This is a genomic window from Hydrogenophaga sp. (assembly GCF_051007235.1).
Lineage (GTDB): Bacteria > Pseudomonadota > Gammaproteobacteria > Burkholderiales > Burkholderiaceae_C > Hydrogenophaga.
In genome coordinates this window covers 1-13,447 of record NZ_JBPCSJ010000362.1, presented here as the reverse complement: position 1 = coordinate 13,447, position 13,447 = coordinate 1, and the positions used below count along the sequence as shown (strand labels likewise).

Below are 13,447 nucleotides of genomic sequence, written 5' to 3'. Positions count from 1 at the left end.
CCAGCAGGTCGTCACCGGTCACGGGCTGGTTCAGAGGCGCGCCCAGTTCCTTCCAGTGCGGGAACAGTTCGGTGAGGGCCCTGGGGTCCATCACGGCGCCCGAGAGGATGTGGGCGCCGGGCTCGGAGCCCTTCTCGAGCACACAGACGTTGATCTCGCTGCCCTTGTCGGCGGCCAGTTGCTTCAGACGGATCGCGGTGGACAGCCCGGCCGGGCCGCCGCCGACGATCACCACGTCGTATTCCATGGCCTCGCGCGGGCCGTACGTGCTCAGGATTTCTTGGGGACTCATGGTGGGGTGTTCTTTCTCGGTCGTGCTGCGCCCAAGGGGGGCTGGCCTGTCGTGGTCGTGACGGATTCTAGTGGCCGATGGCGCACAATCCTTGTCACCCTCGCCGTGTTGGCGAACCGAGCGACGTCTTTCGAGGAGCATCCCTAAATGGCCTACAGCCTTGACCTTTCGGGCCGCGTGGCCCTGATCACCGGCGCCTCCGGTGGCCTGGGTGAACAGTTTGCCAAGACCCTGGCCAAAGCTGGCGCCGCGGTGGTGCTGGCCAGCCGCCGCACCGACCGCCTGATGGCGCTGCGTGCCCACATCGAAGCCGAAGGCGGCGACGCGCACGTGGTGGCGCTGGACGTGACCGACCAGGCGTCCATCAAGGCGGCGGTGGCGCACGCCGAGACCGAGGTCGGCGCGATCGACATCCTGGTGAACAACTCGGGCGTGAGCACCACCCAGCGCCTGCAGGACGTGAGCGAAGAGGATTACGACTTCATTTTCGACACCAATACCAAGGGCGCTTTCTTCGTGGCGCAGGAGGTGGCCAAGCGCATGCTGGCGCGCGCCAAGGGCGCGGCACCGGGCACCTACGTGGGCGGGCGCATCATCAACATCGCGTCCATGGCCGGGCTCAAGGTGCTGCCGCAGATCGGCGTGTACTGCATGAGCAAGGCCGCCGTGGTGCACATGACCAAGGCCATGGCGGTGGAATGGGGCAAGTACGGCGTCAACGTCAACGCCATCTGCCCTGGCTATATCGACACCGAGATCAACCACCACCACTGGCAGACCGAGCAGGGCCAGAAGCTGATCAACCTGCTGCCGCGCAAGCGCGTGGGCCAGCCAGCCGACCTGGACGCGATCCTGGTCATGCTGGCGTCCAACGAAAGCCACTTCGTGAATGGTGCGGTGATCGCAGCGGATGACGGCTTCGGTGTCTGATCGCGCGCTGGGCGGCCTGCCACCCGGCATGGCCACCGGCATCGCGGCGGGTCTTGGGGCCGGGGCGTTCTGGGGCACGACCTTCGTTGCGCCGCTGGTGGCGCCCGGGTTTTCGTCGGTGGACTACACGGCAGGCCGCTTCGTGGCCTGCGGCCTGTTTTCGCTGGTGTGGATGCTATGGGAGACGCTGCGGTCCGCACCGAACCGGCGCGGCGGCTTGTGGCCCAGCGGGGCGCAGGCGCTGGCCGCGCTCTGGCTCAGCGTGCTGGGCTACACCGGCTACTACCTGCTGCTGGTCTACGGCATCGCCGACGCGGGGGCCGCGCTGCCGGCGCTGATCATCGGCACGCTGCCGGTGTGGATGATGCTGCTGGGCAAGCCGGTGCACCTGCGCTGGGCGGCGCTGCTGCCCGGCCTGGTGCTGACCGCTGCCGGCATGGCGCTGATGATGGACGCCACGGCCCAGGAGGTTGACCCGGTGGGCGCCGGGCATTTCTGGCGTGGCGTGCTGTTTGCGGTGGGTGCCATGCTCAGCTGGCTGGCGTTTGGCATGCTCAACGCGCGCTGGATCCGCCGTCACCCCGAGGTCAAGTCCACCGCCTGGGCCAACTGGCTGGGGCTGTCGGCCGGCCTGGGTGGGCTGGCGCTCTGGCTGGGCTGGGGCACCGGGTGGGATGCGGTCACGTCCCGCCCTGGGTTCGGCGCGTTTGTGTTCGTCTGCGTGTTCACTGGCATCGGCTCGGCCTGGATCGCGTCGGTGATGTGGAACGTGGCCAGCCGCCGCCTGAGCACCAGCCTGGCCGGTCAGCTGGTGGTGAGCGAAACGGTGTTCGCCCTGGTCTACGCTTTCGCCTGGAGCGGGGACTGGCCGGGGACGACGCAGTTGCTGGCCTGCGTGCTGTTCATCGGCGGCATCCTCGCTTCGATCCGCGCGCACAGATGAACAAGACAAGGAGAACCGATGAAACTTGAACTGCCTGTCGAGAAACGCCTGGTGCACGAGGTTGTCGTGCCCATCCGCTGGGGCGACATGGACGCCATGGGCCACGTCAACAACACGATTTACTTTCGCTACATGGAGATCGCGCGGCTGGACTGGTTCTTCGGCATGGGGCTGCCGGCCGACCCCAAGGGCGAAGGCCCGGTGATCGTCAACGCCTTCTGCAACTTCATCCGGCAGTTCGAATTCCCGGGCGACGTGTTGGTGCGCACCTACGTGGGCACCATGGGCAAGACCTCGTTCGACACCTTCCACGAGATGCTGCGCACCGACGACCCGACCACCGTGTACGCCAACGGCGGCGCCACCATCGTCTGGGTGGATTTTCCGCAGCAGAAGTCGGTGCCGATGTCGGACCACGCCCGCGCGCTGATCGAAGGCGCCGGGCACCCGCCGCTGCTGGGTCGCTGAAGACGTCGATCCGGCGCCGGGCCGCCCCAAAGCGGGATCAGCCCCCGTGGGGGCAGCGACCCGCGCAGCGGCGGAGCGTGGGGCGCCACTGCTGCGCAGGGCCGCCCCAAGCCGGATGAGCCCCCAGACCCGGCCAGGACCGGGTCCCTCCCCGGTCCTGGGGCCGCCACCCTCGCAGCGGCGTAGTACGGGGGCTTTACTTCTGTTTCGGCACCCGGCCCATGAGATAAAACTCGGGGTTGGGCGTCATGCCGCTGAAGCTGGCCATGCGGTTGGACAGGCCGAAGAAGGCGGTGATGGCCGCGATGTCCCAGGCGTCCTCGTCACTGAAACCGTGCTCGGCCAGCGCGGCGAAGTCGGCGTCCTCGACCTCGTGCGACGCCAGGCAGACCTTCATCGCGAAGTCCAGCATGGCTCGCTGGCGCGGGGTGATGTCGGCCTTGCGGTGGTTGACGGCCACCTGGTCGGCCACCAGCGGTTTCTTTTCGTAGATGCGCAGGATGGCGCCGTGCGCCACCACGCAGTACAGGCAGTGGTTGGCCGCGCTGGTGGTGGTGACGATCATCTCGCGGTCGCCCTTGCTCAGGCCCGAGGTACGGCCCACGGTTTCGGGCACCATCAGCGCGTCGTGGTACGCAAAAAAGGCGCGCCATTCGGCCGGCCGGCGCGCCAGCCCCAGGAACACGTTGGGCACGAAGCCGGCTTTTTCCTGCACCTCCAGGATCTTGGCCTTGAGGTCGTCGGGCAGGGTGTTCAGGTCGGGCAGGGGATAGCGGGTGCTCATGTTTGTCTCCGGTCAGGTTTTGTCAAAACGGGCAGCTTATCCTTGCCGCTTGAACCTTCACTGACACTTGGGACACACCACATGCAGGACGATCAGTACCACCGTGGCCTGGCCACCCGCCGCGAGGTGATGGGCGACCCCTTCGTTGACCGCGCACTGGCCGGCACCACGCCCTTCACACAGCCGATCCAGGACCACATTTCCCGCGCCGCCTGGGGCGATGTGTGGCAACGACCCGGCCTGGACCGCAAGACACGCAGCCTCGTCACCGTGGCCATGCTCACCGCGCTGGGCAAGCAGCACGAACTCAAGGGTCATGTGCGCGGCGCACTCAACAACGGCGCGACCGTCGAAGAAATCCAGGAGGTGCTGCTGCACGCGGCCATCTACTGCGGCATCCCCACCTCGGTGGAAGCCTTCCGCACCGCGGCCGAGGTGGTCGACCCGCCCAAGGCCTGATCCCGTTGTCTTTTTTCAGGAGTGCATCCATGACATCCCATCGCCGTTCCTTCATCGCCTGTGCCAGCCGCCTCGCGCTCGCCCTCTCCGCCGTCGCCGGTATCGGCCTGGCGCAGGCCCAGAGCACAACCCGTATCCTGGTGGGCTTTCCGGCCGGCGGCGGCACCGACGCCGTCGCCCGCATCCTGGCCGAGCGCCTGCAGGCCGAGCTGGGCAACAGCGTGGTGGTGGACAACAAGGCCGGTGCCGGCGGGCAGCTGGCCGCGCAGGCGCTCAAAGCCGCCGCGCCCGACGGCCACACCCTGTTCCTCAGCCACGACCACAGCGTCTCCATCCTGCCGCTGACCATGAAGAACCCCGGTTTCGACCCGGCCAAAGACTTCGTGCCGGTGGCCGGCTTCGCCACCTTCGTCAACGCGGTGGCGCTCTCGGGCGGCACCCCGGCGCGCGACTTCAAGGCCTGGGTGGACGGCGTCAAGGCCGCCGGCGGCAAGGCGACCATGGGCATTCCGGCGCCGGCGTCCACACCGCAGTTCGCGGTGCAGGTGATCGGCAAACAGTTCGGGCTCGATCTGGTGGCCGCACCTTACCGCGGCAGCGCACCCATGATGGCCGACATGCTGGGCAACACCATCCCGGCCGGTGTGGGCTCGGTGCCCGACTTCATCGAGAACAACAAGGCCGGCAAGCTGCGCGTGGCCGCCGTCATGGGCACGCAGCGCCAGGCCGCGCTGCCCGACGTGCCGACCTTCACCGAACTGGGCATCAAGGGCTTTGAGGAAGTGCCGTACTACGGCATCTTTGCGCCCGCCGGCACGCCCAAGGCTTCCCTGGACAAGCTGGCGGTGGGTGTGCAGAAGGTCATCGCGCAGCCGGACGTGAAAGACAAGCTGACCGCGATGGGCCTGACCGTGGGCTACATGAGCGGCGCGGAGCTGGGCAAGCGCGAAGTCGCCTACCGCGAGGTCTGGGCGAAGATCATCCAGGCCAGCGGCTACCAGCCCCAGTGACCTCGCCCACACCCATGTTGGCAGGACGCTTCACTTCGCGGCGGGGTGCGCGCGGGCTGGTCGGTGGACGGACGTGAACGCTGGAGTCCCCCCACCTGGTGAGGCGTCGGTCGGGCTGTCGCCCATCTGGATTTTGACCTTCGGTTCGCTGGGGGATGTGCTGCCCCTGGCCGCCCTGGGCAGCGAACTGGCACGGCGCGGCCATGCGGTCACGCTGTGGTGTGGTGCACTGCACAGGCCCATGGTCGAGCGCATGGGCCTGGAGGCGGTGACGCTGGAGACAGATGCCATGCCGGACCTCTCGCTGCACGCGAAGGGGTTGCACAAGACGCCTCAGATGTGGCGCCGGGTCGAGCAGAGCACGCGAGCGGCCTATGCCGATCTGGTGTCGCGCTGGCACGATCGTCCGGCGCACGCGCCGCGCCCTCTGGTCGTGGCCTCCACGTTTGCATTGGCGGGACGCCTCGCACAGGAGCGCCTGGGGTTGCCCTTGGTGACCGTGCACCTGTCCCCCCTGTGCATGGTGTCGTTCCGTGACCTGCCTGCGCTCAAGGCGCTGCCGTATCCCGAGCGCGTGCCCGCCTGGGCTGGCGCCTGGCTGGGGCCGTGGGTCGAGCGACTCGTGTTCGACCCGGTGGTGACCCGCGATCTCAATGTGCTCAGGGCCGAACTGGGACTGCCGCCGGTGCGCCACTTGCTGAGCCGGTGGATGCATTCGCCCGAGCGGGTGCTCGGCCTATTCCCCGATTGGTTCGGCTCGCCACAGCCGGACTGGCCGGCCGCGGCGCGCGTGCTGGGTTTCCCGCAGGTGGATGGATCGGGCGAAGCGGCCATGGCGACGGTCGATCCCGAGCTGGAGCACTTCCTGGCCGATGGACCGCCCCCGGTGGTGTGTTACCCGGGGTCCGCCCGGCGCAATGCCCAAAAGTTCTTCGATGAGGCGCTGCGCACAGCCCAGCATTGCGGCCTCAGGGTGGTGTTGCTCACCCGCTATCCCGATCAGGTCAAGGGGTGTGATGACCTGCCGCCCTGGGCGCTGTACCGCCGTTACGTCCCTTTGAGCGCTCTGTTGCCCCGTGCGGCCGCGCTTGTGCATTGCGGGGGTGTCGGTACGCTCGCGCAGGCGGTGGCGGCCGGTTGTCCCCAGTTGGTGTTGCCCAACCATTTCGACCAGTTCGACAACGCCCGGCGCGTGCAGCGCTTGCGGTTGGGACACCGCCATTCAGGCAGCGAATGGGGTGGCGCATTGCAGGCTTTGCTGGCCGATCGGGGCGTGTTGGAGGCGTGCCTTGCACGGCGGTCCACGCTCCGGTCCGGCGTTGAGGTCCTGGCCCAGGCCGCCGATCTGGTGCTTGGGCATGCGGATCGCGCAGCCGTGGCGGTTGGTCAGGCCTGACGCCTGAGCGGGCATCGTCAGGTCCCCGCGATCAGCCGGTGCACCAGATCGGGCGTGCTGTGCGCCTGGTACTTGCGCATCAGTCGTGCGCGGTGGATTTCCACCGTGCGGTGGCTGATGCCCAGTTGTTTGCCGATCTCCTTGCTGGTCAGGCCGTCCATCAGGCACGCGGCCACCTCGCGTTCACGCGGCGTCAGCGCAGCGCCCACCGGCCGGCGCGCGCTCAGGTCTTCGAAGCTCCAGATGCCGGCCGCGTGCGGGTCGGCCGGGTCCAGCGCCCGCCCGGTCACGTGGCACCAGAAGGTCTCGCCCTTGAAGCGGCCGTCCACGCGCTGCATGATGCGTTCGTCGGCGTAGGTGCCGCCGCGGCCGAGGATGGGCACGATGCGCGCGCCGGTGCGCTCGTACTCGTCGGCGCTGGGGTAAAGGATGCGAAAGCTCTGACCCACCAGTTGCTCGCGCGAGGCGCCGAACATCTCGCACAGAGCCTGGTTGCAGTCCACCATCGTGCGCTGGCGCGACAGCGCCAGGCCCACCGGCGCGAGGTCGAAGGCGAGGCGGTAGTCGATGCGGTCCATGGCCGGGTGTGGGTAAGTCTCTAGGTCAAACTACGTATGTTGATACGTAGTATCGTCCAACCACTCGAATTCTTCGATCCCTGTTTGTTCAACCACTGGAGTCTTTTCACGTGAACAAGATCTACCCCAGCGCGGCCGAAGCCCTCCAGGGCGTGGTGGCCGACGGCCAGCTGATCGCGGTCGGCGGTTTCGGCCTTTGCGGCATCCCTGAAGCGCTCATCGACGCCCTGCGCGATTCAGGCGTGAAGAACCTGACCGCCATCTCCAACAACGCCGGCGTGGACGACTTCGGTCTGGGCAAGCTGCTGCAGACGCGCCAGATCAAGAAGATGATTTCGTCCTACGTGGGCGAAAACAAGGAGTTCGAGCGCCAGTACCTGGCCGGTGAACTCGAACTCGAATTCACACCCCAGGGCACGCTGGCCGAGAAGCTGCGCGCCGGTGGCGCCGGCATCCCGGCCTTCTTCACCAAGACCGGCGTCGGCACCCTGGTGGCCGAGGGCAAGGAGCTGCGCGAGTTCGGCGGCGAGACCTATGTGATGGAGCACGCGCTGTTCCCCGAGGTGGCACTGGTCAAGGCCGACGTGGCCGACCGTTCTGGCAACCTGCGCTTCAACCTCACGGCACGCAACTTCAACCCGGCCGTCGCCATGGCCGGCAAGATCTGCATCGTCGAGGTCGAGCGCATCGTCGCCACGGGCGAGATCGCGCCCGACGACGTGCACCTGCCCGGCATCTATGTGCACCGCATCGTGCACAACCCGACGCCCGAGAAGCGCATCGAGAAGCGCACCACCCGCGACCGCAAAGTCTGATGTTTTTGCGGGACAGACCTTCAGCTCTGTCCCCAACCGATCTAAGGAGATTTGACATGCCCTGGACCCAAGACCAGATGGCCGCGCGCGCGGCCCAGGAACTGCAGGACGGTTTCTATGTGAACCTCGGCATCGGCATCCCGACGCTGGTGGCCAACCACGTGCCCGACCACGTCGAGGTGTGGTTGCAAAGCGAGAACGGCATGCTGGGCATCGGCCCCTTCCCCTATGAAGACGAGGTGGACGCCGACCTGATCAACGCCGGCAAGCAGACCGTGACCACGCTCAAGGGCTCGGCCATCTTCGGCAGCCACGACAGCTTTGCCATGATCCGCGGCGGCAAGATCAACCTGTCCATCCTGGGCGCCATGCAGGTGACGGCCGAGGGCGACCTGGCCAACTGGATGATCCCCGGCAAGATGGTCAAGGGCATGGGCGGCGCCATGGACCTGGTGGCTGGCGTCAAACGCGTGATCGTGCTGATGGAGCACGTGGCCAAGAAGAAGGATGGCACCGAAGACCTGAAGATCCTGCCCCAGTGCACCCTGCCGCTGACCGGCAAGGGCGTGGTCGACCGCATCATCACCGATCTGGGCGTGATGGACGTGACGCCCGAGGGCCTGAAGCTGGTGGAACTGGCCGATGGCGTGACGCGCGAGTTCATCCAGAGCAAGACGGGCGTACCGCTGGTCTGAACGGCAGACGCTCTGTTTCGAAAGCCCCGTTCAAGCGGGGCTTTTTTCATGTGACGAGCGGAGCGTGTGCGGTACTGAACGGTCAAAAACCGACGAGCGGTCGATCAGGGGGTTGTAAACGGTTGTATCTGAATTAAACTAAAGTTCATATTCAACCCGGTGCTTGTAGTCCCCAAGCATCCAACTTCTCCAAGGAGTTCATCCATGCGCGCTCTGTCCCAAGACGAAATGAAGCAAGTGTCCGGCGGCTGGTTGTGCTGGGGCTGGTCCAGCTGGAGCTTCAAGAGCTACAGCTACTGCCAGCCCAAGACCACCTACACCTGCGAACCCAAGACCACTTACACCTGCGCACCGAAAACCACGGACAGCTGCTACACCCCGCCCAAGGACAGCTGCAACACGACCACCACCTGCCAGCCCAAGCCGACCTGCCCGGTGGAAGAAGTGCCGCTCTGACCGGCAACAGGTTTCAAACCGATCAACGCCCCTGCGAGCGCAGGGGCGTTTTTTTTACCGCAGCACAAAGGGTCAGCGTGTGCGGACGGTTGCAGTTTGCGCGGGGGCCGGTCCCACCCGGCCAGTCGCCAGGCTCAGCTGTGTCTGGGCGGTGAGCTGTTCCACCAGGGCGCCGACCCGCTGGCGCCGTGCGTCGGCCAGAGTGGACTGGGCGCTGAGCAGGTCCTGCATGGACCCTACGCCCGCCTTGTAGCGCCCCTGTGCCACGCGGTGGGTGGCGGCGGCCGATTCGAGCAGGCGGTCGCTGGCCAGCAGGCTTTGCTGGCTGGTGCGCCAGGCCTGGTGGGCTTGCCAGAGCTGGCTGTCGATGTCGCGCAGCACCGCTTCGCGCTCGGCCTCGCGTGAGGCGATCTGCGCCAACACCTGGCGCGCCTGGGCGTCGGCCTCGCGGCCATTGAACAGCGGGATGCTGGCCACCACGGCGGCGTTGGCGGTGGGGATGTTGCCGCTGCCCGCCGCGCCCCAGTTGCGGGAGTTGCCGCCGCTGGCGCTCAGGCTCACGCTGCCTTTGTTGTCGGCCTGCACCGCCTGCAGCCGCGAGCGCAGGGCGTCGATTTGCGCCTGGGTCGTCCTCAGGCGCGGGTGCTGCGCACGGGCCTCTTGCCGCAGCGCTTGCAGTTCCGGTGCGGGCAGGCGTTGCAGGACCCATGCTTCCCAGTCGGCCAGCCGCAGCGGCTGGCCGATCTCGGCGCCCAGGGCGAGGGCCAGCTGGGCGCGCGCGTTGTCCCAGACGCTCTGGGCGCGCACCCGCTCCAGGGTCGCCTGGGCCAGCGCGGTCTGGGCCTGCAGGCGGTCGATCTGGTTGCCCACCTGGGCCTGGTAGCGTGCGAGGGCGGCGGCCGCGGTCTGATCGGCCGCAGCTTCCGCCTCTTGGCTCGCCTCCAGCGCGGCGGTGGCGACCACGCCCTCACCGTACAGGCGCACCAGTTCGCGCACCCCGTCCAGCAAGGCGTTGTCTTGCGCTGCGAGTGCGGCGGCCAGAGTCTGCCGGGCTGACTGCAGGCTGGCGCTGCGCTGACCAAAGTCGAACAGCACCCAGCTCAGGCCGAGGCTGGCCGACAGCGCGCGGCCGGAACTGCCGAACGAATTGAAGTTGCGCGCACCGCTGTATTCGGCGTTTGCGCTCCAGCGCGGGCGCAAGGCCACTTCACCGATGTCCACGCCCGCGCGCTGTTCGGCCACATCGGCCAGCGCCTGGCGCAGGCCCGGGCTCTGGCACAGGGTGTGGGCCAGGGCATCGTCCAGCGTCAGCCGGTCCCAGCGCGGGGCCTGGCGGTCGGAACAGGCGCTGCTGCCGGGTTGCCAGCGCTGGGCGTCCTGACTCCAGTGGGCGGACGGGTCGGGCTCCGCCGGCACGGCAGGCACCTGGGCCAGTGTGGTGCTCAGGCGCAGGCGGGGCTCGGGTGTTTGGCCGTGCGCCGGGCCCAGGGCCGCCAGCAGCAGGACCAGGCTCCAGGCGCTGCTGCGCGCAGTCGACTGGTCGAAGATGCGCCGGTGTTTCATGCCGAGGCCGGGGTCAGGTAGCCCATCTGACGCAGGTAGTCGGCGGGCTGGCCGTCAAAGGCCACTCGGCCGTCGCGCAGGTCGACCACGCGCTGTACCGATCGGATGGTCTCGGGCCGGTGGGCCACCACGATGCGGGTCACGGGCAGGGCGGCGATGGCCGCATTGACCTGGGCCTCCGATTCCACGTCCAGGTGGCTGGTGGCCTCGTCCAGGATCAGCACCCGCGGGCGCTTGTACAGCGCACGCGCCAGCAGCAGGCGCTGCTTCTGCCCGCCCGAGAGCACGGTGCCCATGTCGCCCACCAGGGTCTGGTAGGCCATGGGCATGCGTTCGATGTCGTCGTGCAGGGCCGCCATGCGGGCGCATTCCACCATCCAGGTCAGGTCGGGTTGCGGGTCGAAGAAGCCGATGTTGTCGGCAATCGACCCGGCGAACAGGGTGTCGTCCTGCATCACCGTGGCCACGCCCTGGCGCCAGCGGTCCACGCCCACCTGGGCCAGCGGCACGCCATCCACCAGCACCCGGCCTTCGGTGGGGGCGTAGGTGCCCAGCAGCAGGTTGACCAGGGTGGTCTTGCCGCAGCCCGAACGGCCGGTGATGGCCAGCACCTCGCCGGGCGCGATGTGGAGCGTGATGCCGTCCAGCACCCAGGGCGACTGGTCGGCGTAGCGGTAGCGCAGCTGCTCCAGCGCCAGGGCGGGCACGGTCGCGGTCGCGGCGGCCGGTGCCAGGTCGCGGGCGTCCAGCCGCTGCGCTGCCGGCGTGGTCGGGGTCAGCACCAGGTCGGCCAGGCGTTCGGCATGCAGGCGCAGCATCTTCAGGTCGATGGCCCTGTCGATCAGCGACGTGACACGGCTGTCGAACTGGCCGCGGTAGGCCATGAAGGCCATCAGCATGCCGACGGTGAGCTCGTTGGCGATGATCTGCTGCGCACCGAGCCAGACGATGAGCAGCGCAAGGGCGCCGCCGAGCAGGCCGCGCACCAGGCTGTAGAGGATCTGCAGTTTCTCGATCTTCAGGCGCGCGTTGGTGGCGCTGACCATCAAGGTTTGCCAGGCGCCCTGGCGCTGGGTCTGGCGGCCAAACAGCTGGATCGCGCGCATGCCGCGGATGGATTCCAGGAAGTGGCTGGACTGGCTGGCGTCGCGCACCAGCGCTTCTTCGTTGGCGGCGTAGAACGGCCGGTACCACAGCAGGCGCACCGCCAGGTACAGCAGCACCGCCACCACCGCCACCCAAGCCAGGGTCGGGCTGTAGACGAACATGAGCACCAGGGTGAGGATGACCAGCAGGCCGTCGAACAGGGTTTCGACAAAGGCCGATGTCAGCGTGCTCTGGATGTCGTTCACCGATCCGGCGCGCGAGACGATGTCGCCCAGGTGCCGGTTCTGGAAATAGGACAGCGGCAGGCGGGTCATGTGCGCGAACACATTGGCCTTCCACTGCAGACCGACCGAGGTGTTGATGACCATGAGCAGCCAGGAGCGGACCAGGCTCGTGCCCTGCTGCACCAGCATGAGCAGCGCAAAGCCGATGGCCAGCGTGGTGAGCAGCTGCGTGTCGCGCGAGACCACCACATGATCCAGCACCCACTGCATGAACAGCGGCGACACCAGGCCGAACACCTCCAGCGCCAGCGACAGCATCAGCACCTGACCCAGCGATGGCCAGAAGCCCGAGACCTGGCCGATCAGCTGCGACAGGCGCACGCGGGTCTTTTCTTCCTTGGGCGCGAAACCCGGGTTGGGCCAGACCTCCAGCGCCACGCCGGTGAAGTGGCGCGAGGCCTCTTCCAGACTGAGGTGGCGTTCGCCGAAAGCCGGGTCGTGCACCACGATGTGGCCGTTGCCCACCGACTGCAGTACGACGAAGTGGTTCAGGTCCCAGTGCAGGATGGCCGGTAGGCGCAGCTGGGGCAGTTCGTCCAGCTCCAGCCGCAGGCCGCGCGTGCCCAGCTGCTCGCGCTGGGCCACGTCGGTCAGCGTGGCCAGCGTCATGCCGGTCAGCGCCACGGCGTGGCGCGTGCGCAGGGCGGCCAGGTCGGTGCTGGCGCCGTGGTGCTGCAGCACCATGGTCAGGCAGGCCAGACCGCATTCGGCGGCCTCGGTCTGCAGCACCACCGGCAGGGTCTGGCCCAGGCCAAAGGCCAGGCGATCGGTCCAGGTCATGGTGTCGCCTCCGGCGTGGCCTGGCGGCGCGTGACGCTGTACAGGGGTTCGAGCACCCATTCGTAGAGTTTGCGGCGCTCCTGCAAGATGTCGGCTTCCAGCCGCATGCCCGCCTGCAGCGGCCGCGCCTGCCCGTTGGCCAGTACGCTGGCCGACCGCAGCCGCACCTGGATGGCGAACACCGGTTCACCCGGTGGCAGTTCGGCCACCGGCAGGTTGGCCAGCTCGGCCGGGCTCACGGCGGAGGTTGAGACCGTGTCCACCACGCCCTTGTGCTGGCCGAACTTCTGGTACGGGAAGGCCTGGTAACGCAGCAGCACCACGTCGCCCGGCTGCACGAAACCGATGCTGCTGCTGGGCGCGTACAGGCGGGCCTGCAGCTCGCCGCTGGCGGGCACCAGGGTCAGCAGCGGCTGGTTGCCGTCGATGCTCTGGCCCACTTCGGCCGTCACCAGTGTGGCGCGTCCCGCCTCGGGCGCGGTGATGAGCACGCGGCGGCGGCCTTCCACCTCGGTCAGCTGCTGTTCGGTGCTGGAGACCTCGCGCTGCAACTGTGCCAGCTGGCCGGTGCTGCGCAGCTGCGCGTTGCCCAGTTCCTGCTGTGTGGCCGCCAGTTCGCGCTGCACGCCCAGCGCATCGCGTTCCAGCCCGCGCAGGCGCGAGCGCTGCTCGGTCAGGTCGATCTCCGTTTGCATCAGCTCCTCGCGAGCGATGTAGTCCTGATCGGCCAGCCCTTTGTAGCGGCGCTGTGTGTCCTCGGCGATCTGCAGGCGGGTCTTCTGCTGCTCGATCTGCGCGGCAATGGCCTGCGCCTCGCCCCGCAGCGCGTCGGCCCGGCGCTGCAGGCTCACCAGCTCTTCGGACTGCAGGCGCTGCGAGCGCTGGAT

At 67.9% G+C, this 13,447-nt stretch carries 15 protein-coding genes; 9 read left to right on the top strand and 6 right to left on the bottom strand.

The window, feature by feature from the left end; translation table 11 throughout:
- Positions 1 to 292, bottom strand: a 292-nt coding sequence (locus tag ACR2JA_RS13070; protein WP_434009516.1) for an FAD-dependent oxidoreductase, incomplete at its 3' end; no start/stop codon positions are given.
- Between the two features lie 147 nt (positions 293 to 439).
- Between ACR2JA_RS13070 and ACR2JA_RS13065 the strand changes: the two genes are divergently transcribed.
- The 3 genes from ACR2JA_RS13065 to ACR2JA_RS13055 are packed head-to-tail and all read left to right on the top strand — an operon-like array spanning position 440 to position 2,633.
- Positions 440 to 1,222, top strand: coding sequence for an SDR family oxidoreductase (locus ACR2JA_RS13065; RefSeq protein ID WP_434009515.1), 783 nt, complete (start codon positions 440 to 442; stop codon positions 1,220 to 1,222).
- Complete coding sequence (locus tag ACR2JA_RS13060; RefSeq protein WP_434009514.1) at positions 1,215 to 2,165, top strand: DMT family transporter; 951 nt, start codon at positions 1,215 to 1,217, stop codon at positions 2,163 to 2,165. The genes ACR2JA_RS13065 and ACR2JA_RS13060 overlap by 8 nt, the downstream gene beginning before the upstream one ends.
- 18 nt (positions 2,166 to 2,183) lie before the next feature.
- Positions 2,184 to 2,633 (top strand): acyl-CoA thioesterase, encoded by a 450-nt coding sequence (locus ACR2JA_RS13055; protein ID WP_434009513.1) that lies wholly within the window; start codon positions 2,184 to 2,186, stop codon positions 2,631 to 2,633.
- Positions 2,634 to 2,829: 196 nt separating this feature from the next.
- Here ACR2JA_RS13055 and ACR2JA_RS13050 read toward each other — a convergent pair whose 3' ends face one another.
- Positions 2,830 to 3,417: a peroxidase-related enzyme gene (locus ACR2JA_RS13050; RefSeq protein ID WP_434009512.1), complete on the bottom strand. Its 588-nt coding sequence runs from the start codon at positions 3,415 to 3,417 to the stop codon at positions 2,830 to 2,832.
- Positions 3,418 to 3,498: 81 nt separating this feature from the next.
- On the opposite strand from ACR2JA_RS13050, the gene pcaC reads away from it, so the two are divergent.
- The 3 genes from pcaC (at position 3,499) to ACR2JA_RS13035 (ending at position 6,282) form a co-directional block, all read left to right on the top strand.
- The gene (pcaC, locus tag ACR2JA_RS13045) at positions 3,499 to 3,876 is read left to right on the top strand and encodes a 4-carboxymuconolactone decarboxylase (RefSeq protein WP_434009511.1); all 378 of its coding nucleotides are present in this window, start codon (positions 3,499 to 3,501) and stop codon (positions 3,874 to 3,876) included.
- Between the two features lie 29 nt (positions 3,877 to 3,905).
- Complete coding sequence (locus ACR2JA_RS13040) at positions 3,906 to 4,886, top strand: Bug family tripartite tricarboxylate transporter substrate binding protein (protein ID WP_434009510.1); 981 nt, start codon at positions 3,906 to 3,908, stop codon at positions 4,884 to 4,886.
- A 133-nt stretch (positions 4,887 to 5,019) separates the two neighbouring features.
- Positions 5,020 to 6,282 carry a glycosyltransferase gene (locus ACR2JA_RS13035; RefSeq protein WP_434009509.1) on the top strand — a complete coding sequence of 421 codons (1,263 nt, stop codon included), beginning with the start codon at positions 5,020 to 5,022 and terminating at the stop codon, positions 6,280 to 6,282.
- Between the two features lie 17 nt (positions 6,283 to 6,299).
- Here ACR2JA_RS13035 and ACR2JA_RS13030 read toward each other — a convergent pair whose 3' ends face one another.
- Positions 6,300 to 6,860, bottom strand: coding sequence for a LuxR C-terminal-related transcriptional regulator (locus tag ACR2JA_RS13030; protein WP_434009508.1), 561 nt, complete (start codon positions 6,858 to 6,860; stop codon positions 6,300 to 6,302).
- Between the two features lie 110 nt (positions 6,861 to 6,970).
- Between ACR2JA_RS13030 and ACR2JA_RS13025 the strand changes: the two genes are divergently transcribed.
- From ACR2JA_RS13025 to ACR2JA_RS13015, 3 genes are all read left to right on the top strand, one after another.
- Positions 6,971 to 7,675, top strand: coding sequence for a CoA transferase subunit A (locus ACR2JA_RS13025; protein ID WP_434009507.1), 705 nt, complete (start codon positions 6,971 to 6,973; stop codon positions 7,673 to 7,675).
- 56 nt (positions 7,676 to 7,731) lie between these two features.
- Complete coding sequence (locus ACR2JA_RS13020) at positions 7,732 to 8,370, top strand: CoA transferase subunit B (protein WP_434009506.1); 639 nt, start codon at positions 7,732 to 7,734, stop codon at positions 8,368 to 8,370.
- Between the two features lie 204 nt (positions 8,371 to 8,574).
- Positions 8,575 to 8,826, top strand: coding sequence for a hypothetical protein (locus tag ACR2JA_RS13015; protein ID WP_434009505.1), 252 nt, complete (start codon positions 8,575 to 8,577; stop codon positions 8,824 to 8,826).
- A 72-nt stretch (positions 8,827 to 8,898) separates the two neighbouring features.
- On the opposite strand, the gene ACR2JA_RS13010 is transcribed toward ACR2JA_RS13015, so the two are convergent.
- The 3 genes from ACR2JA_RS13010 to ACR2JA_RS13000 all read right to left on the bottom strand — a co-directional run.
- Positions 8,899 to 10,389 carry a TolC family protein gene (locus ACR2JA_RS13010; protein ID WP_434009504.1) on the bottom strand — a complete coding sequence of 497 codons (1,491 nt, stop codon included), beginning with the start codon at positions 10,387 to 10,389 and terminating at the stop codon, positions 8,899 to 8,901.
- On the bottom strand, positions 10,386 to 12,560 hold the full coding sequence (locus tag ACR2JA_RS13005; RefSeq protein WP_434009503.1) for a peptidase domain-containing ABC transporter: 2,175 nt from the start codon (positions 12,558 to 12,560) through the stop codon (positions 10,386 to 10,388). Before ACR2JA_RS13005 ends, ACR2JA_RS13010 begins: the two co-directional genes overlap by 4 nt.
- A partial coding sequence (locus ACR2JA_RS13000; protein ID WP_434009502.1) for an HlyD family secretion protein occupies positions 12,557 to 13,447 on the bottom strand: 891 nt, incomplete at its 5' end. The genes ACR2JA_RS13005 and ACR2JA_RS13000, both read right to left, overlap by 4 nt.

Bases quoted from the DNA above. Each gene is read 5' to 3' on its own strand.
- ACR2JA_RS13015 (WP_434009505.1), top strand. From the start codon at position 8,575: ATGCGCGCTCTGTCCCAAGACGAAATGAAGCAAGTGTCCGGCGGCTGG.
- ACR2JA_RS13065 (WP_434009515.1), top strand. From the start codon at position 440: ATGGCCTACAGCCTTGACCTTTCGGGCCGCGTGGCCCTGATCACCGGC.
- ACR2JA_RS13055 (WP_434009513.1), top strand. From the start codon at position 2,184: ATGAAACTTGAACTGCCTGTCGAGAAACGCCTGGTGCACGAGGTTGTC.
- ACR2JA_RS13020 (WP_434009506.1), top strand. From the start codon at position 7,732: ATGCCCTGGACCCAAGACCAGATGGCCGCGCGCGCGGCCCAGGAACTG.
- ACR2JA_RS13040 (WP_434009510.1), top strand. From the start codon at position 3,906: ATGACATCCCATCGCCGTTCCTTCATCGCCTGTGCCAGCCGCCTCGCG.
- pcaC (WP_434009511.1), top strand. From the start codon at position 3,499: ATGCAGGACGATCAGTACCACCGTGGCCTGGCCACCCGCCGCGAGGTG.
- ACR2JA_RS13050 (WP_434009512.1), bottom strand. From the start codon at position 3,417: ATGAGCACCCGCTATCCCCTGCCCGACCTGAACACCCTGCCCGACGAC.
- ACR2JA_RS13005 (WP_434009503.1), bottom strand. From the start codon at position 12,560: ATGACCTGGACCGATCGCCTGGCCTTTGGCCTGGGCCAGACCCTGCCG.
- ACR2JA_RS13030 (WP_434009508.1), bottom strand. From the start codon at position 6,860: ATGGACCGCATCGACTACCGCCTCGCCTTCGACCTCGCGCCGGTGGGC.
- ACR2JA_RS13010 (WP_434009504.1), bottom strand. From the start codon at position 10,389: ATGAAACACCGGCGCATCTTCGACCAGTCGACTGCGCGCAGCAGCGCC.